Raw genomic sequence first — 24,178 nt, 5'->3', positions numbered from 1 at the left:
ACGCGCTAATCTATTTACAATTGTGGCTAATCTTTTGTATCCATGTTGACGTAGAACCAATATAACTCGCTGCTGTATAAATAATAATGACTAAAAACACGCTTTTTAGCCGTCTCTGCCCAAAAAGGCACCATTCAGTTCAAAATCAGCAAAAAAGGGTTTACAGCCATACGCAGTTTGTTATGATGCGCTCCGAACTTGAGTGATGCGTTGGGAAAACATCAAACAAGTATAAAACCCTGGGGGGGTTCCCGAGTGGCCAAAGGGAGCAGACTGTAAATCTGCCGGCACTGCCTTCGATGGTTCGAATCCGTCCCCCCCCACCACATTTCTGTTAGTTGATGATGTCAGCTAGCCAACTTGAATCGACGCGTTGGGAAAACATCGACCAAGTATAAAAACCCCTGGGGGGGTTCCCGAGTGGCCAAAGGGAGCAGACTGTAAATCTGCCGGCACTGCCTTCGATGGTTCGAATCCGTCCCCCCCCACCACATTTCGTTAGTTGACGATATCAGCTAGCCAACTTGAATCGACGCGTTGGGAAAACATCGACCAAGTATAAAAACCCCTGGGGGGGTTCCCGAGTGGCCAAAGGGAGCAGACTGTAAATCTGCCGGCACTGCCTTCGATGGTTCGAATCCGTCCCCCCCCACCACATTTCGTTAGTTGACGATATCAGCTAGCCAACTTGAATCGACGCGTTGGGAAAACATCGACCAAGTATAAAAACCCCTGGGGGGGTTCCCGAGTGGCCAAAGGGAGCAGACTGTAAATCTGCCGGCACTGCCTTCGATGGTTCGAATCCGTCCCCCCCCACCATATTTTGTTAGTTGACGATATCAGCTAGCTAACTTGAATCGACGCGTTGGGAAAACATCGACCAAGCATAAAAACCCCTGGGGGGGTTCCCGAGTGGCCAAAGGGAGCAGACTGTAAATCTGCCGGCACTGCCTTCGATGGTTCGAATCCGTCCCCCCCCACCATACAAAAGAAAAACCGACTCATCCGAGTCGGTTTTTTCGTTTCTGGCCATCTGTCGCTAGTCACTGTCTCTCATGATGGCCTCTCAATCACTTTTCAGCCACCAATCGATTCACGTCCGTGAGGTGAATCAAGGTCAAGTTCAGGTCCTAATGGCACGACTTGTGTTGGATTTATACCCGTATGGCTGAAGTAGTAGTGTCTCTTGATGTGATAAAGATCCGTCGTTGCGCTGACACCTTCTACTTGATACAGCTCCTTCAGATACCCTTGAATATTTGGGTAATCGGCAATGCGCTTTTTATTGCATTTGAAATGCCCTACGTAAACCGCATCAAATCTAACCAATGTAGTAAATAGGCGCCAATCAGCTTCTGTCAGGGTATCACCCACCAAATAGCGCGATGTGGCTAGATGTGCCTCTACCTTGTCCAAGGCGTCAAACAAACCGTGGAACGCGTCTTCATAGGCTTCTTGAGTGGTAGCAAAGCCGCAGCGATAGACACCATTATTAATGTTTGGATAAACGAACTCATTCCACTGATCAATTCCCGCGCGAAGTGAGTCTGGGTAATAGTCGTCATGATTTCCAGTAAGGTCATTAAACGCCGTGTTAAACATGCGGATGATTTCAGACGACTCGTTGCTAACGATCGTATTGGTTTTCTTATCCCAAAGCACCGGAACCGTCACACGGCCGGTGTAGTCTGATTTAGCTTGAGTGTAAATCTGATGAAGCTTAGTAAAACCAAAAAGCGGCTCTGGCAAACCAAAAGTCCAACCTTCAGATAGCATATCTGGGCATACGACAGTCACATCGATGTGTTCCTCCAATCCTTTAAGAGACCGGAATATCAAGGTTCTGTGTGCCCAAGGGCAAGCGAGGGATACGTATAAGTGGTAACGGCCCGACTCTGGTTGAAACTCCGCGTCTGCTCGGTTCTCGACCCAGTTGCGAAATCCTGCGTCTTCGCGCACGAACTTGCCACCAGAGGATTTGGTGTCATACCAAACATCATGCCAAACACCATCCACTAATTTACCCATGGCTTTCTTCCTCGTTATGATTTTGATGAAAAAAGTATAGAGCGGAAAGATTACAAACTTCAGTGGGCGCCTTTAACTATGTCGTTCAAAATCTTTGAATAACAGGCAGCGTGACAAAAAAATAAATGGCTTGCAGGGTGACAGATACAAAAAAAGCGCGACTAAACTTACTCGTCGCGCTTAGGCCCGTCACAGGCTGAAAATAGCGGCCCTAACAGCTCACACATACCGTTAGGGCTTTCCTTGCTATTCGATTACTGGGATACACTAAACGCTAACGTTTAGGCACGACACTGCGTGTACGTCCGTTCCCTGTATTGTTGGTTTTTGTTGTGCGCACTGCTCTGTCGCTTGTGGACAGCGCGTGCGGAACACACAACCCGATGGTGGGTTAATTGGTGAAGGCAAATCACCCTCAAGCATTTGAATCGTCTTTGAGCGTTCAATCTTTGGATCTGGGATTGGAACTGCAGACATCAACGCTCGTGTATACGGGTGTTTCGGGTCAGCAAACAGTGCCTCAGCTTCACCAAGTTCAACGGCGTTACCTAGGTACATAACCAATACGCGATCAGAGATGTGTTTTACTACCGACAAATCGTGGGCAATGAAAACCAAGCTCAAACCTAACTCTTTTTGTAGCTCTTTAAGAAGGTTAACAACCTGAGCCTGAATCGATACGTCTAGTGCTGATACTGGTTCATCACAGATGATCATCTTAGGCTTTAGGATAAGTGCACGTGCGATACCGATACGCTGACACTGACCACCCGAGAACTCGTGAGGGTAACGGTTGATAACGTTTGGTAGTAGACCTACCTTAGCCATCATTTCCTTAACGCGATCTTTCACTTCTTGCTTAGAAAGTTCTGGATAGAAGGTCTCTAGAGGCTCTGCGATGATGTCGCCCACTGTCATACGCGGGTTAAGCGACGCCAAAGGATCCTGGAAAATCATTTGGATTTCTTTACGCGTATTACGACGCTGAACCGCTTGCATCTTAGTCAGATCTTGACCAAGCCACATCACTTCACCGTCCGTCGCTTCTACAAGGCCAATGATGGCACGAGCAAACGTAGATTTACCACAACCAGACTCGCCTACAACGCCCAGTGTCTCGCCTTCGTATAAACGTACGTTAACACCGTCGACAGCTTTTAGGTTAGAAGGCTTGCTCCAAGGCCATGCGGACTTAGAAGCAATGCTAAAGTGAACCTTAAGGTCTTTAACGTCTAAAAGAAGTTCTTTGTTATTTGTCATTGCATTCATTTGGCCCAAGCCTCCCAATCAGAAAAACACGCACGTTGACGACCTTGACCAAAGTTCTCTAGCTTTGGTGCTTCCACGCTGCACTGAGGTGTTGCACGGTGGCAACGCTCTTGGTAAGGACAGCCTGGTGGTAGACGTAGCAAGTTAGGTGGGTTGCCTGGAATCGTAGGCAGAATTTCACCTTCGGTATCCAAGCGAGGGATTGCCTTTAGCAGACCCTCGGCATATGGGTGACTTGGGTTGTAGAAGATCTCATCAACGGTACCGTATTCCATCGTACGACCCGCGTACATCACGAGTACTTTGTCACAAGAACCAGCCACAACGCCCAAATCGTGGGTAATCATAATGATTGCTGTATTGAACTCTGTTTTTAGCTCGTTCAGAAGATCCATGATCTGCGCCTGAACAGTTACGTCGAGTGCCGTAGTAGGCTCATCGGCAATCAGAAGTTTTGGACGACAAAGTAGTGCCATCGCAATCATTACACGCTGACGCATACCGCCTGAAAACTCATGCGGATACATGGTAATACGCTTACGTGCTTCTGGGATCTTAACCGCTTCTAGCATGCGAACAGATTCTTCGAACGCTTCCGCTTTGCCCATGCCTTTGTGCAGCATCAGTACTTCCATCAACTGATCACTTACCTTCATGTAAGGGTTCAGTGAGGTCATTGGGTCCTGGAAGATCATCGCAATCTGCTCTGCACGAACTTTGTTCAGCTCTTTCTCTGGTAGGTTAAGGATCTCACGACCTTCAAACTGAGCGCTGCCCGATACAATACCGTTTTTCGCTAGCAAACCCATGATTGAGAATACAGTCTGAGATTTACCTGAACCGGACTCACCTACGATACCAAGCGTTTCACCTTGGTTCAGTGAGAAGTTTAGGTCGTTAACTGCGGTTACCATACCATCCTGCGTTTTAAATTCGACACGCAGATCTTTTACATCTAATAAGCTCATAGTACTTCCTTAATCGTTATTATCTGTCTTTTGGATCTAACGCGTCACGAAGACCGTCGCCCACATAGTTAAAGCAGAATAGTGTTACCACCATGAAGATTGCTGGGAATGTTAGCTGCCAAATGGCAACTTCCATTGTTTGTGAGCCTTCTTGAAGAAGGGCACCCCAGCTCGTCATTGGCTCTTGAACACCAAGACCAAGGAATGACAAGAATGATTCCGTTAGGATCATGCTTGGAATCAGAAGCGTTGAGTAAACCGCTACGATACCCAGAACGTTAGGAACAATGTGACGCGTAATAATGCGCCATGTGCTTACGCCTGATACGTGTGCCGCTTCAATAAACTCTTTGCTACGCAAGCTGAGCGTTTGACCACGTACAATACGCGCCATGTCTAGCCATGCAATCGCACCGATAGCAACAAAGATAAGTACAATGTTACGACCAAAGAAGGTCACTAGTACGATGACTAGGAACATGAATGGTACTGCGTACAGGATCTCTAGGATACGCATCATAACTCGGTCAACTTTACCGCCGATAAAGCCAGATGCCGCGCCGTATAACGTACCTATCAGTACTGCTACAAAGGCACCAAGAACACCTACCATCAACGAGATTCGACCACCGATAAGGGTACGAACATATAGGTCACGGCCTAGGCTATCTGTACCAAACCAATGCTCTGCGCTTGGTGCAGCATGCATCGCGTACCAATCTGTGTCGTCGAAAGTATAAGGCGCGATCATTGGCAGGAAGATAACCGCCATCGTCATAACAAACAGGATAAACAAACTGACCATCGCAGCTTTGTTGCGCATAAAGCGGATACGCGCGTCTTGCCACAAGCTACGACCTTCAATTTCTAGGCTCTCTGAAAACTTTTCTACCGCTTCTAAGTTTTCTTTTTTCGTTAGCATCATTACCACACTCCCTTAGTAACGAATTTTCGGGTCGATCATCGCAAGCAAAATATCTACGATGGCGTTAAACAGAATGAATAGGAAGCCGATAAGAATGGTCACACCCATTACTAACGAATAGTCACGGTTAAATGCCGCGTTCACAAACAGCTTACCGATACCCGGTAGACCGAAGATAGTTTCGATAACAACTGAACCAGTAATAATACCCACGAACGCTGGACCCATGTACGAAACCACAGGTAATAGCGCTGGCTTTAGTGCGTGCTTGATAACAATGTATCGATAGCTCAAACCTTTGGCGCGTGCGGTACGAATAAAGTTACTGTTCAGTGTTTCAATCATGCTACCACGCGTGATACGCGCGAAAGTTGCCACGTAAAGTAGCGACATGCCGATAACAGGAAGGAACAGATACTTAAAGCTGCCATCGTGCCAACCACCCGCTGGGAACAAATTCCAGTGCAGTGAAAATAGGTAGATCAGTGCTGGGGCCAATACGAAAGATGGCATTACCACTCCCAGCATGGCGGTGGACATTATGGTGTAGTCCACCCAGGTATTCTGCTTCAAGGCGGCAATGGTTCCTACCGTGACCCCCATGATGACAGTAAATATAAAGGCAATTAAACCGACTTTCGCTGACACAGGAAGCGCCACCGAGATCAGCTCATTTACCGTGTAATCTTGATATTTAAATGACGGACCGAAGTCGCCTTGAATGATGTTCGTGAGGTACGTAGTGTACTGTTCAAATACTGGCTTATCTAAGCCGTATTTTGCTTCGATGTTCGCCATTACTTCCGGTGGAAGTGGGCGCTCACTTGAAAATGGGTTGCCTGGTGCGAAACGCATCAAGAAAAATGAGACAGTAATCAATACCAACAGTGTCGGTATTGCTTCAAATATCCGTTTAAGTATGAATTTAATCATAAACTCATCCATCCAGTCTGTGACAATTAATAATAAGAAGACGCTGCGTGTGCTAAATGCACACACAGTGTCTTAGTTCGTTATTTTTTTTATATAGAATTACTTAGCTTTGATGTAGAGATCTTTTGAGTAGATCTTATCTTCTGCGTTACCTTCTGGGTAACCACCAAGCTGTGGAGATACAAGACGTGTTGTAACGTATTGATAGATAGGCGCGATTGGCATATCTTTCGCTAGGATTTTCTCAGCTTCGATGTAAAGTGCTGTACGCTCTTCTTCTGAAGTAGAGTGCAGTGCTTTATCGATAACTTTGTCGTACTCAGCGCTCTTATAGTGCTGACCCGCAGTCGTGTTCTGACTTACCATCAATGTTAGGAAAGAAGACGCTTCGTTGTAGTCACCACACCAGCCAGCACGTGCTACGTCAAAGTCACCGCTGTCTTTGCTGTCTAGGTAAGATTTCCACTCTTGGTTTTCAAGCTTCGCATTGATGCCTAGCTCTTTCTTCCACATAGACGCGATTGCTACAGCAATCTTCTTGTGGTTTTCAGATGTGTTGTAAAGTAGGTTGAACTCTAGAGGGTTGCTCTTAGTGTAACCTGCTTCTTCAAGAAGACGTTTCGCTTCAGCGATACGCTCTTTTTGAGACATTTGACCGTACTCTGGAGTTACAGGGTCGAAGCCTGCAGTGATCTCTGGAGTTAGGAAGTAAGCTGGCTTCTGGCCTTGACCTAGAATCGCTTTAGTTACGATATCGCGGTCCATTGCGTAAGACATTGCTTTACGGACACGAACATCGTTGAAAGGTGCTTTCTGTGCGTTGAACTGGTAGTAGTACGTACACAGGTTACCCTTGATGTTTACGTCTTCAGCGTAATCTTTCTGTAGACGACGGAAGTGCTCGTTAGGAACTTCGTATGTGAAGTCTAGCTCGCCAGAAAGGAAACGGTTCATTTCTGCAACTTGGTTCTCGATAGGTAGGAAAGTTACCTTGTTAAGAACTGTTGCGTCGTTATCCCAGTAATTTGCGTTACGCACTAGCTCTAGACGCTCGTTCACTACCCACTTGTTAGGAACGAATGCACCGTTACCTACGAAGTTTTCTGGTTTAGTCCACTGGTCACCGAACTTCTCTACTGTCGCTTTGTGAACAGGCTTCACTGTTGTGTGGCCCATCATCATTACGAAGTAAGGAACTGCTGTGTCTAGCGTTACTTCTAGTGTGTAGTCGTCAACCGCTTTAACACCTAGCTCGCTCTTGTCTTTTTTACCAGCAACGATGTCTTTTGCGTTCGCCATCTTGGTGTATTCCATGTACCAAGCGTATGGAGAAGCTGTCGCTGGATCAACCGCGCGCTGGAAGCTGTAAACGAAGTCGTTTGCAGTTACAGGGTCGCCGTTAGACCATTTTGCGTCTTTGCGTAGGTGGAAAGTAAAGGTTTGGTTGTCTTCGGTTTCCCAAGAAGTCGCAACACCAGGGATGGTTTTGCCGTTTGCATCTTGGTTTACTAGGCCTTCTAGAAGATCACGAATTACGTGAGACTCAGGAACACCTTGAGATTTGTGCGGATCGAGTGTTGCTACCTCGGTACCGTTACCACGAACAAGCTCTTGTTTTTCTGCTAGTTTCGTGCCAGCTGGAACATCTGCGGCAAGAGTAGAAAAAGAAGTGGCAGCCACTGCCATGCCAGCACCTAGAAGAAGGGCTTGCGTGATCTTATTCTTGTACATGTATTTAACTCCAAGTTTTATTATTGCATCCATGACTTCTTTGTAAGATTGCTAGAACGGCCAGCATTTTAGAATTATTTAGCTTAAAAAATGAGCACAAAATTCTAAATCCATACAAAGATTGCGGACCACATTACCAATCTTCAAAGGAATTTGCCATATTTTTGTAGCAAAAATGGCATAATTCTCCTGAGCCTAATAAAAATTAGGTAAAAGCTCTGCAACATGGTCCAATGGCAATATTTTCCTTCTATTTAGAAAATTATCACCAGAAATATATATTGATAGTTCTAAAATCAAATCATTAAACAGCACAATCCTCCATAAAAGGAACGACATATTTAACAATTCGTTTTCATTTTACCGACCCGCCAGAATTATCAAACACCACAAAAAATCCAAACGTGAACGAAGTCACATTCGAACTGACACGTTGAGTTCATCCTAGGATTGAGATCACAAAAAAAACCCGACCTCTGACTACCAAGAGATCGGGTAAACTGATGGCGCCACGCGGCTCAAGCGTGCGCTCAGATAAGGAGATGTGTCACTAGCAAGCGCTGTTCGAAGGCGGTTACTGGTTCCAACACTCACTATGTTAAATATATTTAACATTTAAGCCAATAACCCTTATAGGGGACGATTCACTAGTGAACGCTCTTACCACCAAAGTAAACCGTAAGTGGATCGATATTGCTATCTGCAGGCACCGTCGATGCCGCCTCTAGGAACAGCGAAAACAGCTCTGATTGGGAAGATATTTTTAACTTATTGTGAATACGCTTTCGATACACCTTGACCGTCTCAGTGCTCACCTCTAATAGAGGCGCAATAGCCTTGGTAGAGTATCCCTGCAACACCAGTTGCGTTACCTGACACTCCCTCTCGCTCAAGAAATCTTTACCAAAGTTACTAAAAATATCATTCAATTGATGCCCAATGGTGCGCTGTTCAGGGTGCCCAACCTCAAAGTGCTTGCAGATGGCACACTGAATCAAACGATAAAAGGTGTTCAAACGTTTGAGCTCATCGACTTCAACATCGGCTTTATTGCGCAGCCCAATCGAGAGCACCAAACAAAACTCATCGTTGCAGCTAGAGATAATCCCTATTTCTTTTTGCAAGCCCGTCTGTTTGTAGATCTTGTTGTAGTAGTCACTGCTGTAAAACTCATCGGGAGCAATATCTTCTAAACGAAATATCCCTTGACGGACTCCCCTTCTAATTAACTGATAGAAAGGATCGAGAACCATCGCTCCCATAAAATCTTTGTCGATGACTTGGTCTTTGAAATAGCTCGAGTCGTTATGAAGCACCACAGGCGCCTTGTCGGTACTGAAGCTCATCACCACCAAGCTATCGTAGTCGACGAGTGCGGTAGCAAGTTCAGATAAACGGTCTAGAAAATCGCTCTCTCCGATAGAGGCAATCAAGGGAGGATAATATTGATTGAACTCCGACCAAGCCTCTACGCTCTCGGACTGTGTTTTGGTCTCAGACATAGACACTCCTTATCTTAACTTCACATGCCTATTCAATTACCATGCTTCTCAATGTCAGCTCAAGTGGGCGCTCCTTGACCCTCCAGAGGATTAAACGCGTCAGCATTAGATCTATTCGAATCATCGATTGGAATGCATAATTGAGTATATTATTTCTAACATCCTGACAAAAATAGTTGCTGATAAAAAGTAAATTACCCCCGATTTAAACGGATACCTTCAAATTTCTCGTCACAATGTGCTCACGGCTTCAAATATTCGATCAGCCTGTAACCCGAATGGGTGACACGCTAAAGCAGCGAACTTTTGCTCATCATCACAAGGCTTTTGATATGAAACACAACAATTACATTAATTAACATTTCTGTAACCCAAATGGGTACTTCAGTCATTGCTAAAAAATGCTCACCATTAACATATCTATAACAAAGCTGTTCTAGGATGGATAGGAGCTTAGTATGCTAAAAAAACTTGTTAGCCCAACACGGACGATCGACTCAAAGGCGCTCATCATCGCCGCCATGATGCTGGTGATGTTTGCCCCCAACGCGTTTAACTTTTTACCCTTTATGCTCGGTGGCGCCGCTGAAGCCATGGCACTAGATGATGCTCAGATAGAAAGTATCGCCATGTATGAACTCCTCGCCACTGCACTCTCTTCTCTACTCTTCTCTTTACTTCTTATTCGTCGCGTAAATTGGCGATACATCGGTTATCTCGCGGCCATCGCACTTATTGCCGGTAACTACATGAGCATGACCGCACAAGATTTCGATAGCTTTATCGCAAGTCGCCTACTTGCAGGTAGTGGACAAGGCATCGGCTACTCACTCGGTCTTGTTGGTATGAGTGTTACCAAACATCCTGGTCGCAATTTTGGCTACATGATTGCCGCGTTGAACGTTTGGCTCATCACTTGGTTCATTCTTATTCCAGAGTTGATGGCAGAGTTCGGTCTTAATGCGCTGTACCAATTCTTTATGTTTGCGTCAGCACTTTGCTTGGTGGCCTTTTGGTTTTACCCAGACAACGGACGCGTCGAGAAGGACAAGCAGATTTCGACCACACATGGCGACACAGTCGACAAGAAGAAATACGTTGTGCCTATGATTTGGGTTGGCGGTGCGTTCTTGGTGTATAGCTTGAGTCTTGGCATCATCTACCCTTACATCGAAATTATCGGTGCAGACATGCAAGCTTCCACAGAAGATGTTGGTCTAGTGTTGGCGGTGGGTTCAGTAATGGCTGTCATTGGTGGCATCCTAACGGCTGTCGTGGATAAAAAATACAGCCATACCACCATTATTGTATCTCTGAGTGTGATTAATGCCGCTGTCTGTTTTGGAATGGCAAGCACAAACGACACCACCTCGTTTTTAGGCTTCTCTGCCTTCTACATTATGCTGTGGAATATGATGTACGCTCGCTACTACACAGCACTGGCAACCACCGATAAATCGGGCTACTTCAGCTCTTATGGTCCGGAGATCGGTACCGTTGGTCTTGCAGCAGGTCCAATTGTGGCACAAGCGGCAACAGCAACGGGTGATTTCCAAGGACAAGTAAGCGTGGGTGCAGTATGTATCGTAGTGGCGACCGTGATGGTGTTTATCGGATTGGGTAAGTCGAAGATTATTGACAACGGCGTGGCAACACGAGACCGCTCAGGACATCAGAAAGCTTAGCTTAGACGTTAATCAAGTAAAGAGTCGGACCCACTGCCCGACTCTTTACTTTTTATTCGCTGTCGGCAGGAAATACAACGCCAGTCTGACGGCGAACTTCAGTAATAATTTTGGCTATGGTGAGTGAGCGCTGTGTTGCATCAGCATCCATTTCACCCTGTTCAACCGCTTCAGCAAAAGCTAAAGCCTCATACATCATACTGTTGTCAACTTGCTCAACACTGACTGATTGACGCTCACCATTTCGCACTTGCAGTTCAAAGCCATTACATTCTGAGAAATCTGGCAGTATCAGACTCCCCTCTTCACCTTGCACTTCACTCGTTGAGTAACTATTGCTTACTTTAGAGTGGCTTAATGTCACGTCAAAGACAGGGTAACGTAGCAGAACGCTACCATGAGCATCGACACCGGATTCTAACAAATGCGCACTGGCTTGCACCTGGCTTGGCGCTCCAAACAATTCCACCGCTGCAGCCACAGAGTAGAAACCTATATCCATGATTGATCCGTTAGAGAACGCCGGATTAAAGGTGTTTGGATTCTCACCATCTAAGTACTTTTGATAGCGAGAGGAGTATTGGCAGTAGGTTAAGTGCGCTTTGTGCAGCTTACCCAAACTCAATAACGATTTCTTGGCTTCAATAAAGTTAGGCAGATAAGCAGTTTTAAACGCCTCCATCAGCACCACATTGTTTGCTTTGGCTACCTCAAACATTCGCTCAACCTCGGCGAGGTTTGATGCCATCGGCTTTTCACAAATGATGTGTTTACCGGCTGACATTAACTCAATGGCTTGGGCGCAATGAAGGCTGTTTGGCGATGCAATGTAGATTGCGTCAATCTCTTCACTTTGTCCTAGCGCTTGTACTGAATCGAAGAACACGCTTGCGCCAAAAGGGGCACCAAACTCTTGCGCTTTAGCTAAGGAACGTGAATAGACACCGCGGATAACGTATTTTTCCGATTGTAAGGCAGCCTGAGCAAACTTTTCACTTATCCAGTTTGTGCCGATAATTGCTAGCTGGAGCATAGATATTCCTTTGTTTATCATTCTATTTTTTGCTCAGGCTAGAGTACTCTCTGAATCTAAGAATGCCAATATCGAGCGCGGATCTTCCCACAGAGTTTTGATGCGGAGTCAATTGAAGAGCTTAACCTAAAACAAAGGCGCCCATTGAGGCGCCTTTGTTTCTATTAGTATTACAGCTGTTTTATCGCTGACTCTATCTTGTCTATCAGTGCGCTGTCGGTCAATTTGCCCGCTTCTAGGTCGAACACATCATAAAAGCTTGGCACCGAAACACTCGCTTTAACATTGCCACCAAAATAAGGGGCAGAGTTCGTCGCTGCCGCTAGGACGTTCGAGGCGCCGCCTGGTCCTGGTGATGTCGCCAGATACAGCGCAGGAATTCCTTTGAACACCTCGCGGTCAATTCGGGTCGCCCAATCGAACAAGTTCTTGTAGGCCGCTGGATGGTGACCGTTATGCTCAGCGAAAGAAATGACCAAGGCATCTGCTTGTTGAATCGCTTCTAGAAATGCTTTCGCACCCTCAGCCTGACCAATCTCTTTCTCTTTGGCTTCCGAAAACAGTGGCACGTCAAACTGAGCAAGGTCGAGAACCTCGACGTCAGCGCCTTCAATTAATCCGGCAGCATACGTTGCTAGAGCTTTGTTGATAGAAGTGCTGCTGGTGCTTGCGCCAAATGCGATAACTTTCATAACAGATTCCTTTTTCATCACAACGCGTTATGCGTTTCGTTTTGATGCTTAAAGGTTAATCTATCTCCACATTACAACAAGAGCGGCGATCTAATCTAGTTCATCAAATTTTTCGAACAAGCACTGGTTAAAGCGATATAAAACGACTAGATAGCTGACTGCAATTCTGTCCAAAGATCATTAACAATGATTCGGTCAGCTGGTGTCAGTTCAGATTTAGCGTCATCAAGACTTGCTTGGATACGTGTTTTAAATTCACCGAGATCTGATACACCTTCTTCTTCACAAGACGCGGCTGACAGTGAAATGTGCCCGCGTAAATAGCCACCAGCAAACAGTTCATCATCGGATGCGTCTTGGATGCGAGAATCGATGGTTTCAAGTAGTTTTTCTTCGTATTCAATAATCATATTGTGGCTCAGATTTGTTTTTTGATTTAAGTCGTCCGCCGTTAGCGAACCACGAATGTATTGTGAGAAAGCTCTGGTGTCTTGTAAAAGGCTCGTAACGCCTCAGATAGCATTTTCACGCGAAGCGGAATACCTGCTTCTAAAATGCTCAGTACTTCAGCGTGCACTTTTTGCATGAAGCCAACGCGGTCGGGTTCAAAATCACCACTTAAGTTATCGCAGCTCACCGTAAACGGAAAGCCAGCACTCGCTGAGAGTATCCACTCATAAGCTTGAGGACGAATTTCAACCTTCTCAAACTCGCTTTGGACCTCTTGGGTACGACCATCAGGATGATACCAATAGCCAAAGTCTTCTAGAAGTCTTCTCTCCGGTCCCGCGACACACCAATGAGCTATTTCATGCAGCGCCGACGCATAGAAGCCTCTAGCAAAAATAATGCGATGAAAGTCCACTTTATCATCAGCTGGCAGGTAAATAGGCTCATCACCACCGAGCTCTAACTTGGTTCGGTAGTCATCAAAAAAGGTGTGATTAAAAATGGAAATCAGGTCTTGGTACTGGTGGTGCATATCAGTGTTGAGTCAATAACGATTGCCGATATTGTGTATGGATTCGACCTTAAGGTAAAGCGCAAACTACTGGAGTGTTAAAAAAGCCAAGTTCAAGGAAATCCCACTGTTATGATCTCACTAAAAACATTAGTTAATCTAATCCTAAAAACGTTTGCGCTACAAAACATTTCATTCGTCAAAATTCGACCTAATCACTACACTGTCGCATCTTAAATTTTCGAGTATTGTGTTATGTTGCTTACCGTCTTATATATCATTGGCATCACAGCAGAAGCGATGACAGGTGCCCTAAGTGCTGGTCGCCGCAATATGGATTGGTTTGGGGTTATGCTTGTTGCAAGTGCAACGGCGATTGGTGGCGGTACCGTTCGTGATATTTTGTTGGGTCACTATCCCCTTGGTTGGGTAAAGCACCCCGAGTTTCTCGCCATCACTTGTCTTGCAGGTGTACTCACCACTGGACTTGCCAAATGGATTATAAAATTTAAAGGTGTGTTCGTAAGACTGGATGCCTTGGGTTTGATTGTGTTCACCATTATCGGTACCAATGTTGGTCTGAGCATGGGGCTACACCCTTTTATTTGTGTCGTTTCAGGCCTAGTCACGGGCGTGTTTGGTGGCTTGCTGCGTGATTTGATTTGTCGTCAAACACCTTTAGTTCTGCATCAAGAGCTATACGCTTCGATCTCCGTTGTCGCTGCCTGCTTGTATTTAGGGCTTCTGGAATACGGCTTGTCAACGTTGTCCACGACCATCATCACCCTGGTTGTCGGATACAGTTTACGTATGGCTGCCGTGCGCTTTAAGTGGCGTTTGCCTTCTTTCCAGCTGGACAGTGAAGAAGCGTTACACTAATTCTATTCTCAAGCTGATATTTATAACTTAAATATCAGCTTTCTTGTCCCCCCTATCGTTCAATATTTCTCCTGTGGTTATAGTGTTTGTCATCCAAGGCAATCACAACAAAGCGCTCAAATGACTAAGCGCACTAACATACAGGTAAAGAACATGCTTTCATCAAAACTGTTTACATCGAAAACACTTAAAGCGTTTGCCCTAGTTATGGCACTGTTCGCAACAGGATGTGCATCGAATAAAGCCACGGATGATGAAACAGCAAACCGTAACGAAGCTCGTAACCGTGGTGCCATTGGTGGCGCTCTCATTGGTGTGACCGCAGGTGTCCTAACCGGCAGCCCAGAGGTTGCGGTTAAAGCGGGTACCGCAGGTGCCGTTGCGGGTGGTGTATCAGGCTCAATGAAAGACACGGCCGAGGCACGTGAAACAGAACGAACCGAGATCTTAGCCGAGAGCCTACAAAAAGACACTCGTTCAGATTCAGAAAAACGTGTCGCTGAGCTAGAAGCAGAGATTCGAGTTAAAGAGCTAGAGAAACAGATCGCTGAGATGGAAAAACAAGAAGCGGATTTGGAAAAGCAAGAGGCGAACTCAACGACGACATCGACCTCAACAACTCAGTCTGAAGAAGATAACAAGTCCTAACACGTCCATGGCTAGTAAAAAATAGAGGCGTAAAAGAATTAGCCCCAACTTATCATGAGTTGGGGCTAATTTTATCAGTCTTGTGCCTCACAAACACGGCTCTGAATAGTTGGTGGTGCAGGCTCATAATGACTCAATGTCATACTGAAACGCCCTTCTCCACCGGTTAGCGCTTTGAGTCTGCGAGAATAATCTTGCAGCTCATTGATGGGTGACTTAGCCACCAGTATGGTGCTTCCATAGGTTCCCTGTTCACTTCCTACAATCAAACCACGGTTGGCAGATAAGTCTCCTGAAACATCACCAACACACTGAGTTGGGATCTCAAGTGACAGGTCAACAATAGGCTCAAGCACGATAGGTCCCGCCGCCTCTACTGCCTGCAAGAAGGCTTTTTTGCCCGCGATGACAAACGCGATTTCCTTAGAATCGACCGAATGATACTTGCCATCAAATACCGTGACTTCAATATCTTTGATTGGGTTACCCGATATCGCCCCCTCTTCTAACGCCTGAACGATCCCTTTCTCGACCGCAGGAATTAATGCGGTTGGAATCGCACCGCCAACAACTTTATTCACGAACTTAAATCCTGCTCCTCTTTCTAATGGGCGCACTTTAAGTTGAACTTCACCAAACTGCCCTGCGCCACCACTCTGTTTTTTGTGGCGGTATTGAGCTTCCGCTGGCTTAGTAATGGTTTCAAAGTACTCGACACTAGGCTGACTGGTTTCGACATCAAGCTTGAACACTTGCTGCATCTTCTCTAAGGCTATCTTAAGATGGAATTCACCTTGTCCGCTTAGCACCGTCTCGTTAGTGCGCGTACGGTGTTCGATTTTTAGCGATGGGTCTTCTGCGGCAATCTTAGTCAATACATCTGACAGTTTTTGCTCATCACCCCGTTTTTTGGGTTTGAGTGTAAGGCTGTACATAGATTCTGGAAAATTAAGCGTTCTAAACTCAACACCATCTTCATCATGAGAGTCATGAATGACCGAATCAAACGCCAAGTCATCCACCTTAACCAACACACACAGATCACCCGCTTTGGCACTGTTGATCTCTTGACGCTTCTTACCTTGCAGATTGTATAGATGCCCAACCTTAAAGGCTTTGCTGCTGTCCCCAATGAACAGCTGACTGCCTGCGGTTATCTCGCCTTGGAACACGCGGACATAAGCCAGTTTGCCCATATATGGGTCGACATTGACCTTGTAAACGTGCGCAACGGTATGGTCACGTTTATCACAGTCGATAGAAACCAGCTCACCGTTTTTCTCAAGCATCGGAGGGTTACCCTCATCGGGCATTGGCATGATCTCGGCTAACGTACGAAGTAAAAGCTCGCAGCCCGCCCCCGTGTCTGAAGAGACAAAACACACCGGTACCACATGACCTGTGCGCAATGCTTTTTCAAATGGATCGTGCAGCTGCTCTGGAGTCAGTTCAGAGCCTTGCTCTAAGTACAGCTCCATCAAAGATTCATCCATTTCTACAACTTGGTCGACAAGTAACTCATGAGCCTCATCGACACCACTGAACAGGGTACTTTGCTCTGGATTAGGCTCGAAATAACAGTCGACAACGTCTGCTGGCTTGTCCGACGGTAGATTGATAGGAAGACATTGGGCGCCGAACCTTTGTTCTATCTCTTCTAGAAGCGCTAAGATTTTGTCTGGATTTTGATCGATCTTGTTGACGATCACCATCTGGCATTTTTTCTGTTGCTGGGCGAACTGGAACAAGCGTTCCGACACTTGGTTGATTGCAAGCCCTGCATCGAGCACCAATGCTGTCGCCTCAACCGCAGGGAATATACTCAAGGTTCGACCAAGCAGCTCAGCTTGCCCCGGAGTATCGATGATGTTCATCTGGTGCTTATGCCAAGAAAGGGTAACGGGGGTCGCTTCAACGCTATGCTGATAGTGAATAGACTGGTCATCAAAGTCGGTAATGGTATCGCCATCTTCGACGTGACCTAAGTTATTAATCGCGTGGGACTCGTAAAGCAGACGTTCAATCAAGCTGGTTTTGCCAGTTCCTGTTTGACCGACAAAGGCAATATTTCTAATTTCATGTTGAGACATAAAGAGCTCCTTAAATGATTGGAAACAAGCACAGTTACATTGAGTCGGCGGTTACCCGCCTACTCGTCTTCCAAGTCATTTTTCGGATCCTTCTGTCCAAATAAATGCACTCCCCAGCAATGGTTGAGTGTTTAGTTTGAACCTATACCCATACAAATATTGTGACTAATTTCATAACGTCTGGATTTTGGGGTATTTATTGCTCAAGACGTGATTTGGGACAAAAAAAGCCCTGCTGTTAATGAGCAGGGCTTTAAGTATTCTTCGGTTTTTCGAGTGTTAGATCACTGGCGTTTCTGTTTGTACGCCGTGGTTCTGACCACGATGACGCAATAGATGATCCAGCAATACAATCGCCAGCATAGCCTCTGCAATTGGCACTGCGCGAATGCCAACACATGGGTCGTGGCGACCTTTAGTGATCAGTTGCGTTGGCTCGCCAGTTTTAGTGATAGTCTCACCTGGTACCGTGATGCTCGATGTCGGTTTTAGTGCGATATTGGCAACAATATCTTGACCAGTTGAGATACCACCTAAAATACCACCAGCGTGATTGCTCGTGAAACCTTCAGGCGTCAGTGGATCACGGTGTTCGCTGCCCTTTTGATTAACAACATCAAAGCCATCACCAATCTCAACGCCTTTTACCGCGTTGATACTCATTAATGCGTGAGCAATGTCTGCATCTAGGCGGTCGAAGATTGGCTCGCCAAGACCAACAGGTACGTTGGTAGCAACAACTTGCAGCTTAGCGCCGATTGAATCGCCTTGCTTCTTAAGATCACGAATAAGCTGGTCAAACGCTTCTACTTTGTCGACATCTGGACAGAAAAATGCGTTATTTTCGATTTCATCCCAATCTACCTTGTCGATAGATACATCACCCATTTGTGATAGGTAAGCGCGGATTTCAACACCGAACTCTTGCTTAAGGTACTTCTTAGCAATCGCACCTGCAGCAACACGCATCGCCGTTTCGCGTGCCGATGAACGGCCGCCCCCACGATAGTCACGAACACCATACTTCTGATGGTAGGTGTAATCCGCATGACCTGGGCGGAACTTATCTTTGATCTCTGAGTAGTCTTTTGAACGTTGGTCTGTGTTCTCAATCAACAGGCCAATGGATGTACCTGTCGTTTGTCCTTCAAACACACCAGAAAGAATCTTCACTTCATCTGGTTCACGTCGCTGAGTCGTGTATTTCGATGTACCTGGACGACGACGATCTAAGTCAACTTGCATATCGGCTTCCGTGATTTCCAACCCAGGAGGGCAACCGTCCACCACACAACCTAGTGCGATGCCGTGACTCTCACCAAATGTGGTTACACGAAAATGTTGTCCGATGCTATTTCCTGCCATTACTTCCTCTGTCTGTCCGAACAAGCGCGATGTTTATTGCGAATCTCTCAACAAATTATGCTAAGTGAAGCAAAGATTGGATGTGAGCGCTTGTCCTTTGCTTGTCTATTCTTCGTGGATTCATAGTGACGACAAAGGCAGGCGATGTAAACCCCCAAACAAAAAAACGCTGCAATTCTCATTGCAGCATTTTTCAATCTCAGAGTCATCTCAGAATTAGTCTTTGTAAATCGAAAACTCTTCTGCATGCTCAACAAGCTGTTCACGGGTCAACATAAACACACCGTGACCGCCGTTTGCGAACTCAATCCAAGTGAATGGGATATGCGGATACTGTTCCATCATATGCACCATCGAGTTACCCACTTCACAGATAAGAATACCGTCATCTGTTAGATAGTCAGGAGCGTTAGAGAGGATACGACGTACCAGCTTAAGACCATCAGTACCTGCTGCAAGACCCAATTCTGGCTCGTGCGTGAACTCTTCTGGGAGTGAGTTCATGTCTTCTTCGTCCACGTAAGGTGGATTAGAAACAATCAGGTTGTATTTCTCTTTCGGCAGATCGCGGAAGAGATCAGAGCGAATAGGGAACACTTGCTGCTCTAGACCGTGGTCTTGAACGTTCTGCTCAGCAACTTCTAGGGCATCTGTTGAAATGTCAATCGCATCAACTTCAGCGTCTGGGAAGGCATGCGCGCAAGCAATCGCAATACAGCCACTGCCCGTACATAGGTCCATGATGCGCACTGGCTCTTCTGCCAACCAAGGTTGGAACTGAGCTTCAATAAGCTCTCCGATTGGTGAGCGTGGCACCAACACGCGCTCATCAACAAAGAACTCAAGACCGCAGAACCATGCTTTGTTAGTTAAGTAAGCTGTTGGGGTGCGGTCGTTGATACGTTTAATTACACGCTCAACAACACGCAAACGCTCGCTGCTGGTCAAGCGCGAGTTTAAAACATGTGGTGGCACGTCAATCGGTAAGTACAGCGTTGGCAGGATGAGCTGAACCGCTTCATCCCAAGCATTATCAGTGCCGTGGCCGTAAAAAAGACCTGCTGCATTGAATCGACTAACGGTCCAACGAATCAAGTCTTGAAGTGTGTGAAGCTCAGAAACGGCTTCTTCCACAAAAATCTTATCCAAAATTGCCTCCAAAAAGCGCTACAATACTGCCAATCTAGATGTTTATTGAGTTGTCCCAGTCTATGAGCAAAAAAGACACCAACGCTGATGACGATTTCGCCCTATTTAGGGATGCAGTACAAGGCGTAAAAAAGTTGCAACAGGATACCATAGTCCAGCAGCCAAACAGAAATAAGAAACAAAAAGAACAGAAAAGAACCAACCGAGAAGCCAAAGATGCAGAGTTTTACTTCTCGGACGAGTTTGTTCCGCATCTAAGCGACGAGGGGCCAACGCGCTACGCTCGCGATGACGTGTCGACTTATGAAGTGAAGCGCTTGCGCCGTGGTGTGTATGTACCGGACGTGTTTTTAGATATGCACGGGATGACGCAGCAAGAAGCGAAGCGTGAACTAGGCGCGATGATCGCGCACTGCGTAAAGGAAAACATTCACTGTGCCTGCGTCATGCACGGCATCGGCAAGCACATACTTAAGCAGAAAGCGCCGCTTTGGCTAGCGCAGCACCCAGACGTGATGGCGTTTCACCAAGCTCCGCTAGAATTCGGTGGCGATGGTGCTCTCTTAGTATTGCTATCCATTCCCGAGAAATAATCAGCATATGGGGCGACACCACTAGATCGGACGTCGCCTTATTTAACGCTCTGAGCACACCAAGCTACGCAGAGAAATCAGATTATGGGTGAATGTGCCAAAGCACTTCGCCTTGTCTTCTTTCCACATCATATTCGATGCAGACCATACCCGACGTCGGGAACATTGGCGCACTGATGTCACCCACAAACTCAGCTGTCAAATAGCCGACCAAAGGTAAGTGAGAGACAAGTAAGATAGATTCTAGGTTTTCAACCTCAGCGATTGCAGAGACAAACTCCACCACGTCTTCTGCTTGTCCGTACGGCGTTATGTCATCGGATGTGACCACATCATCACTGCTAAACTCACTGCTAATGGCAGCCCACGTTTGTTGAGCGCGTAGGTAAGGGCTAACTAATACTTTATCAAAACGACCATAGCCTTGCTGTTTGCAAGCTCTCGCGACCACGACTGAGTTCTCTTTGCCGTGAGACGTTAATGCTCGTTGTTCGTCTGTTGGAGCGTAATGAACCGCTTCCCCGTGACGCATTATAAACACTTTCATATGAATACCCGCCTGTACGATGGCATTTCTGAGCCGCCATCTCTAGCGTTACGACCCTATTGTTTATACGCAAATTACCTCAAAAGGTTACCTGCCTTAATTATTAACTAGGGTATATACTTATTTAAAAAAATTAATTATATCAATTCACTTGCTAAAGGCTTCGACTTTCTTAACAATTTACAATGTCACACTAAAAAAGTTTGTAACTTAGTTTGCCAGTCTCTTATTGAATGATTGTAATTAAGTATTGGTGCATTCTGTTAGTACCAATAGTGAGACATCGCCTTAGTAGCCAGACGCTTGGTTAAGCAGTCCAAACCATCGCTTAATCTGGACAAGCCATCGCTTATTCTGGAGAAGATACGTGCATATAAGTCCAAATGATAATCGCTCATATCGCTACCTCACGCTAAACAATGAGTTACGCGTGCTGCTCATTCAAGATGAGCAAGCCCAAAAATCCGCGGCTGCGCTCGCCGTTAACGTTGGCCATTTCGACGATCCCTCTGATCGAGAAGGTCTTGCGCATTACCTAGAACACATGTTGTTTTTGGGCACAGAAAAATACCCAAAAGTTGGCGAGTTTCAGTCTTTTATCAGCCAACATGGTGGCAGCAATAACGCTTGGACAGGTACCGAGCACACCTGCTATTTCTTTGACATCTACCCGAATGCGTTTGAAAAAGGGCTCGATCGTTTCAGTCAGTTTTTCACTGCGCCCCTGTTTAATGAAGAAGCACTAGACAAAGAGCGCCAAGCCGTAGACTCCGAGTACAAACTCAAGCTAAATGAAGATGGTCGCAGACTCTATCAAGTACAAAAAGAGACCATCAATCCTGCGCACCCTTTTTCTAAGTTCTCGGTAGGTAATGTAGAAACCCTCGCTGACCGTAATGGTAAAACCATTCGCGACGAGATCCTCGCCTTTCACCGCGATCAGTATTCAGCCGATATTATGACATTGGCTATGATCGGACCGCATGAGCTAGATGAGCTGGAACAGTGGGCTCAGGAGAAATTCTCCGACATCACTAACAATCAACGCATTACTAAGTCGGTCGACGTCCCGTTTGTCACCGAAGAACATACCAAAGTCATGGTGCGTGTTGAGCCTGTGAAAGAGATCCGTAAGCTTATCTTGTCGTTCCCTTTCCCGGCAACGCATCAGCATTACCATCAAAAGCCGCTCTCTTATTTTGCCAACCTGCTCGGTTATGAAGGCAAAGGAAGCTTAATGCTCTACCTCAAAGAGCTTGGCTGGATTACATCCCTATCGGCAGGTGGCGGGGCGTCTGGCAGTAACTACCGCGAATTCAGTATCAGCATGACTCTAACGCCTGTTGGGCTTGAACATGTTGATGAAATGATTCAGTCAGTATTTCAGTACATAGAGCTCATTAAAACTCATGGAATGCAGGAGTGGCGTTATCTTGAGAAACGAGCAGTGATGGAATCCGCCTTCCAGTTCCAAGAGCCAGCAAGACAACTCGAGATGGTTAGTCACTTAGTGATGAACATGCAGCACTATGAAGCGGATGATGTCATCTATGGCGACTACAAAATGGCAGGCTTCGATGAAGCCATGCTTGCCGAGTACGGCAGTTTCTTTAGCACTGACAATCTAAAAGTTACCCTGGTGGCGAAAGATCAAGCGTATGATCGTGAGGCGGACTGGTACTTTACTCCTTACTCCGTCACTAAGTTTACCGAGCAAGAGATTGCGTTTTTCAACCAGCAGCCCGATAACGGCGAACTACCTTTTGAGCTGCCCGAGAAAAACCCATTCATCAACTACGACTTGTCGACCTATCCTTTAGAGGGCAGTGAAGAGCATCCGCAGCTTATCGAAGACCTCGATGGATTTAGGCTATGGCACCTTCAAGATAGCCAGTTCAAGGTACCAAAAGGCGTTGTGTTTATCGCTATCGACAGCCCACATTCCGTTGCTTCGCCTCGTAATATCGTTATGACTCGCTTGTGTGTTGAGATGTTCCTCGACTCATTGTCAGAAGAGACCTATCCGGCTGAAGTTGCGGGTCTAAGCTACGATATGTACGCCCACCAAGGTGGGGTTACCCTATCTATCTCTGGATTTAGTAAGAAGCAGCCTCAATTGCTTGAGATGATTCTCAAACGCTTTGCTACGCGTGAATTTAACCCTGCGCGCTTCGAAAGCATCAAAGCTCAGATGATGAGAGGCTGGCGAAACTCAACAAAAGATCGTCCGATTTCTCAGCTCTTTAACGCGATGACGGGCATTCTGCAGCCTAATAATCCACCAAACCCTGTGTTGCTTGATGCACTAGAAACCATATCGGTCGACGAGCTGCCCAGTTTCGTACAGGCGATTTTGTCCGAGCTACACATAGATATGTTTGTCTATGGAGATTGGCACAAACAAGGTGCGCATGATATCGCCACTACGCTTAAAGATGCCCTTCGTATTCACAATCAAAAATACGAAGAGAGTCTAAGACCTCTCGTGATGCTTGGGCGCAGCGGCAGTTTCCAGAAAGAAGTGGATTGCGACCAAGACGATTCGGCGATTGTGGTTTACTACCAGTGTGAAGACATCAACCCGAGAAGTATCGCCTTGTATTCACTCGCCAACCATTTGATGTCAGCGACCTTCTTCCACGAGATCCGCACTAAACAGCAACTCGGTTACATGGTTGGGACGGGCAACATGCCGCTCAATCGTCACCCGGGCATAGTGCTCTATGTGCAATCACCGAAAGCGGCACCTGCCGATTTGATTCGCTCCATAGATGAATTTTTAAATGCGGTGTATATGGTCTTGCTTGAACTCAACGACTATCAATGGCACAGCAGCAAAAAAGGGCTGTGGAACCAAATCTCCACCCCTGATACGACGCTGCGAGGGCGAGCTCAACGCTTATGGGTAGCAATAGGCAATAAAGACACCAGCTTTAGCCAACGTGAGAAAGTGCTTGAAGAGCTCAAATCACTAACTCGTGCCGATATGATTCGCTTCGTTGTCAACGAGCTTAAACCTCGCACGGCAAACCGACTCATTATGCACAGCCAAGGTAAAGCGCATGTGGATGCCGCTAAGCTTGAACTAGGACGCGAGATTGGCTCTATCGAAGAATTTCAGCTCCGACCAAAAGATACTGACCTAGGATAAAAAACACCCCCTCTTTCGAGGGGGTGAAT

20 protein-coding genes and 5 tRNA genes are annotated in these 24,178 nt (G+C 46.3%); 10 read left to right on the top strand and 15 right to left on the bottom strand.

Annotated features, from left to right (window positions below):
• Window positions 1-241 precede the first annotated feature (241 nt).
• The 5 genes from LY387_RS04585 to LY387_RS04565 all read left to right on the top strand — a co-directional run bounded on the left by LY387_RS04585 (window position 242) and on the right by LY387_RS04565 (window position 983).
• Window positions 242-326 (top strand) — tRNA-Tyr (locus LY387_RS04585).
• Window positions 327-406: 80 nt separating this feature from the next.
• Window positions 407-491 (top strand) — tRNA-Tyr (locus LY387_RS04580).
• A gap of 79 nt (window positions 492-570) precedes the next feature.
• Window positions 571-655: transfer RNA gene (locus tag LY387_RS04575), tRNA-Tyr, on the top strand.
• A 79-nt stretch (window positions 656-734) separates the two neighbouring features.
• A tRNA-Tyr gene (locus LY387_RS04570) sits at window positions 735-819 on the top strand.
• Window positions 820-898: 79 nt separating this feature from the next.
• Window positions 899-983 (top strand) — tRNA-Tyr (locus LY387_RS04565).
• Between the two features lie 94 nt (window positions 984-1,077).
• Here LY387_RS04565 and LY387_RS04560 read toward each other — a convergent pair.
• From LY387_RS04560 to LY387_RS04530, 7 genes are all read right to left on the bottom strand, one after another.
• Window positions 1,078-2,028, bottom strand: coding sequence for a glutathione S-transferase family protein (locus tag LY387_RS04560; protein ID WP_234495461.1), 951 nt, complete (start codon window positions 2,026-2,028; stop codon window positions 1,078-1,080).
• A 267-nt stretch (window positions 2,029-2,295) separates the two neighbouring features.
• A complete protein-coding gene (oppF, locus tag LY387_RS04555; protein WP_042478566.1) occupies window positions 2,296-3,288 on the bottom strand; it encodes a murein tripeptide/oligopeptide ABC transporter ATP binding protein OppF in 993 nt (330 codons plus the stop codon).
• A 5-nt stretch (window positions 3,289-3,293) separates the two neighbouring features.
• Window positions 3,294-4,265, bottom strand: coding sequence for an ABC transporter ATP-binding protein (locus LY387_RS04550; protein ID WP_128649477.1), 972 nt, complete (start codon window positions 4,263-4,265; stop codon window positions 3,294-3,296).
• Between the two features lie 19 nt (window positions 4,266-4,284).
• Window positions 4,285-5,187 carry an oligopeptide ABC transporter permease OppC gene (gene oppC / locus LY387_RS04545; protein WP_128649481.1) on the bottom strand — a complete coding sequence of 301 codons (903 nt, stop codon included), beginning with the start codon at window positions 5,185-5,187 and terminating at the stop codon, window positions 4,285-4,287.
• Window positions 5,188-5,202: 15 nt separating this feature from the next.
• Window positions 5,203-6,123 (bottom strand): oligopeptide ABC transporter permease OppB, encoded by a 921-nt coding sequence (oppB, locus tag LY387_RS04540; protein ID WP_234495460.1) that lies wholly within the window; start codon window positions 6,121-6,123, stop codon window positions 5,203-5,205.
• Between the two features lie 99 nt (window positions 6,124-6,222).
• The gene (locus LY387_RS04535) at window positions 6,223-7,854 is read right to left on the bottom strand and encodes an ABC transporter substrate-binding protein (protein ID WP_128649476.1); all 1,632 of its coding nucleotides are present in this window, start codon (window positions 7,852-7,854) and stop codon (window positions 6,223-6,225) included.
• Between the two features lie 647 nt (window positions 7,855-8,501).
• The gene (locus LY387_RS04530; RefSeq protein ID WP_234495459.1) at window positions 8,502-9,356 is read right to left on the bottom strand and encodes a helix-turn-helix transcriptional regulator; all 855 of its coding nucleotides are present in this window, start codon (window positions 9,354-9,356) and stop codon (window positions 8,502-8,504) included.
• A gap of 458 nt (window positions 9,357-9,814) precedes the next feature.
• On the opposite strand from LY387_RS04530, the gene LY387_RS04525 reads away from it, so the two are divergent.
• Window positions 9,815-11,041, top strand: coding sequence for an MFS transporter (locus tag LY387_RS04525; RefSeq protein WP_234495458.1), 1,227 nt, complete (start codon window positions 9,815-9,817; stop codon window positions 11,039-11,041).
• A gap of 52 nt (window positions 11,042-11,093) precedes the next feature.
• Here LY387_RS04525 and LY387_RS04520 read toward each other — a convergent pair whose 3' ends face one another.
• The 4 genes from LY387_RS04520 to LY387_RS04505 form a co-directional block, all read right to left on the bottom strand.
• A complete protein-coding gene (locus LY387_RS04520) occupies window positions 11,094-12,074 on the bottom strand; it encodes a Gfo/Idh/MocA family protein (protein WP_234495457.1) in 981 nt (326 codons plus the stop codon).
• Window positions 12,075-12,244: 170 nt separating this feature from the next.
• Window positions 12,245-12,766: an NADPH-dependent FMN reductase gene (locus LY387_RS04515; RefSeq protein ID WP_234495456.1), complete on the bottom strand. Its 522-nt coding sequence runs from the start codon at window positions 12,764-12,766 to the stop codon at window positions 12,245-12,247.
• Between the two features lie 146 nt (window positions 12,767-12,912).
• Complete coding sequence (locus LY387_RS04510) at window positions 12,913-13,176, bottom strand: YfcL family protein (protein WP_234495455.1); 264 nt, start codon at window positions 13,174-13,176, stop codon at window positions 12,913-12,915.
• A 41-nt stretch (window positions 13,177-13,217) separates the two neighbouring features.
• On the bottom strand, window positions 13,218-13,748 hold the full coding sequence (locus LY387_RS04505; protein ID WP_042478523.1) for an elongation factor P hydroxylase: 531 nt from the start codon (window positions 13,746-13,748) through the stop codon (window positions 13,218-13,220).
• A gap of 234 nt (window positions 13,749-13,982) precedes the next feature.
• Between LY387_RS04505 and LY387_RS04500 the strand changes: the two genes are divergently transcribed.
• Together LY387_RS04500 and LY387_RS04495 are read left to right on the top strand one after the other, a co-directional pair.
• The gene (locus tag LY387_RS04500; RefSeq protein ID WP_234495454.1) at window positions 13,983-14,606 is read left to right on the top strand and encodes a trimeric intracellular cation channel family protein; all 624 of its coding nucleotides are present in this window, start codon (window positions 13,983-13,985) and stop codon (window positions 14,604-14,606) included.
• Window positions 14,607-14,813: 207 nt separating this feature from the next.
• A complete protein-coding gene (locus tag LY387_RS04495) occupies window positions 14,814-15,254 on the top strand; it encodes a glycine zipper family protein (RefSeq protein WP_234496056.1) in 441 nt (146 codons plus the stop codon).
• A gap of 74 nt (window positions 15,255-15,328) precedes the next feature.
• Here the strand turns inward: LY387_RS04495 and fusA are convergent, their stop codons facing one another.
• The 3 genes from fusA to prmB form a co-directional block, all read right to left on the bottom strand.
• Window positions 15,329-17,344, bottom strand: a complete 2,016-nt coding sequence (fusA, locus tag LY387_RS04490) for an elongation factor G (protein WP_234495453.1) — start codon at window positions 17,342-17,344, stop codon at window positions 15,329-15,331.
• A 279-nt stretch (window positions 17,345-17,623) separates the two neighbouring features.
• Entirely contained in the window at window positions 17,624-18,709 is a 1,086-nt protein-coding gene (gene aroC, locus LY387_RS04485) for a chorismate synthase (protein WP_234495452.1), read from the bottom strand.
• 216 nt (window positions 18,710-18,925) lie between these two features.
• Window positions 18,926-19,858, bottom strand: coding sequence for a 50S ribosomal protein L3 N(5)-glutamine methyltransferase (gene prmB, locus LY387_RS04480; RefSeq protein ID WP_128649466.1), 933 nt, complete (start codon window positions 19,856-19,858; stop codon window positions 18,926-18,928).
• A gap of 62 nt (window positions 19,859-19,920) precedes the next feature.
• Between prmB and smrB the strand changes: the two genes are divergently transcribed.
• Window positions 19,921-20,451 carry an endonuclease SmrB gene (gene smrB, locus LY387_RS04475; protein ID WP_042478558.1) on the top strand — a complete coding sequence of 177 codons (531 nt, stop codon included), beginning with the start codon at window positions 19,921-19,923 and terminating at the stop codon, window positions 20,449-20,451.
• Between the two features lie 82 nt (window positions 20,452-20,533).
• On the opposite strand, the gene sixA is transcribed toward smrB, so the two are convergent.
• Window positions 20,534-20,998, bottom strand: coding sequence for a phosphohistidine phosphatase SixA (gene sixA / locus LY387_RS04470; protein WP_234495451.1), 465 nt, complete (start codon window positions 20,996-20,998; stop codon window positions 20,534-20,536).
• A 367-nt stretch (window positions 20,999-21,365) separates the two neighbouring features.
• On the opposite strand from sixA, the gene LY387_RS04465 reads away from it, so the two are divergent.
• Window positions 21,366-24,149 (top strand): insulinase family protein, encoded by a 2,784-nt coding sequence (locus LY387_RS04465; RefSeq protein WP_234495450.1) that lies wholly within the window; start codon window positions 21,366-21,368, stop codon window positions 24,147-24,149.
• Window positions 24,150-24,178: the final 29 nt, after the last annotated feature.

Origin of the sequence: Vibrio maritimus (assembly GCF_021441885.1) — a bacterium.
Taxonomy (GTDB): Bacteria; Pseudomonadota; Gammaproteobacteria; order Enterobacterales; family Vibrionaceae; genus Vibrio; species Vibrio maritimus_B.
This window is presented reverse-complemented; position numbering and strand designations above follow the sequence as displayed.

Excerpts from the sequence above, each read along its gene's own strand:
- LY387_RS04495 (WP_234496056.1), top strand. The coding sequence starts at position 14,814 with ATGGCACTGTTCGCAACAGGATGTGCATCGAATAAAGCCACGGATGAT.
- oppF (WP_042478566.1), bottom strand. The coding sequence starts at position 3,288 with ATGACAAATAACAAAGAACTTCTTTTAGACGTTAAAGACCTTAAGGTT.
- LY387_RS04505 (WP_042478523.1), bottom strand. The coding sequence starts at position 13,748 with ATGCACCACCAGTACCAAGACCTGATTTCCATTTTTAATCACACCTTT.
- sixA (WP_234495451.1), bottom strand. The coding sequence starts at position 20,998 with ATGAAAGTGTTTATAATGCGTCACGGGGAAGCGGTTCATTACGCTCCA.
- LY387_RS04550 (WP_128649477.1), bottom strand. The coding sequence starts at position 4,265 with ATGAGCTTATTAGATGTAAAAGATCTGCGTGTCGAATTTAAAACGCAG.
- oppC (WP_128649481.1), bottom strand. The coding sequence starts at position 5,187 with ATGCTAACGAAAAAAGAAAACTTAGAAGCGGTAGAAAAGTTTTCAGAG.
- LY387_RS04515 (WP_234495456.1), bottom strand. The coding sequence starts at position 12,766 with ATGAAAGTTATCGCATTTGGCGCAAGCACCAGCAGCACTTCTATCAAC.
- oppB (WP_234495460.1), bottom strand. The coding sequence starts at position 6,123 with ATGATTAAATTCATACTTAAACGGATATTTGAAGCAATACCGACACTG.
- LY387_RS04525 (WP_234495458.1), top strand. The coding sequence starts at position 9,815 with ATGCTAAAAAAACTTGTTAGCCCAACACGGACGATCGACTCAAAGGCG.
- aroC (WP_234495452.1), bottom strand. The coding sequence starts at position 18,709 with ATGGCAGGAAATAGCATCGGACAACATTTTCGTGTAACCACATTTGGT.
- smrB (WP_042478558.1), top strand. The coding sequence starts at position 19,921 with ATGAGCAAAAAAGACACCAACGCTGATGACGATTTCGCCCTATTTAGG.
- LY387_RS04535 (WP_128649476.1), bottom strand. The coding sequence starts at position 7,854 with ATGTACAAGAATAAGATCACGCAAGCCCTTCTTCTAGGTGCTGGCATG.
- fusA (WP_234495453.1), bottom strand. The coding sequence starts at position 17,344 with ATGTCTCAACATGAAATTAGAAATATTGCCTTTGTCGGTCAAACAGGA.
- LY387_RS04500 (WP_234495454.1), top strand. The coding sequence starts at position 13,983 with ATGTTGCTTACCGTCTTATATATCATTGGCATCACAGCAGAAGCGATG.
- LY387_RS04530 (WP_234495459.1), bottom strand. The coding sequence starts at position 9,356 with ATGTCTGAGACCAAAACACAGTCCGAGAGCGTAGAGGCTTGGTCGGAG.
- LY387_RS04510 (WP_234495455.1), bottom strand. The coding sequence starts at position 13,176 with ATGATTATTGAATACGAAGAAAAACTACTTGAAACCATCGATTCTCGC.
- LY387_RS04560 (WP_234495461.1), bottom strand. The coding sequence starts at position 2,028 with ATGGGTAAATTAGTGGATGGTGTTTGGCATGATGTTTGGTATGACACC.
- LY387_RS04520 (WP_234495457.1), bottom strand. The coding sequence starts at position 12,074 with ATGCTCCAGCTAGCAATTATCGGCACAAACTGGATAAGTGAAAAGTTT.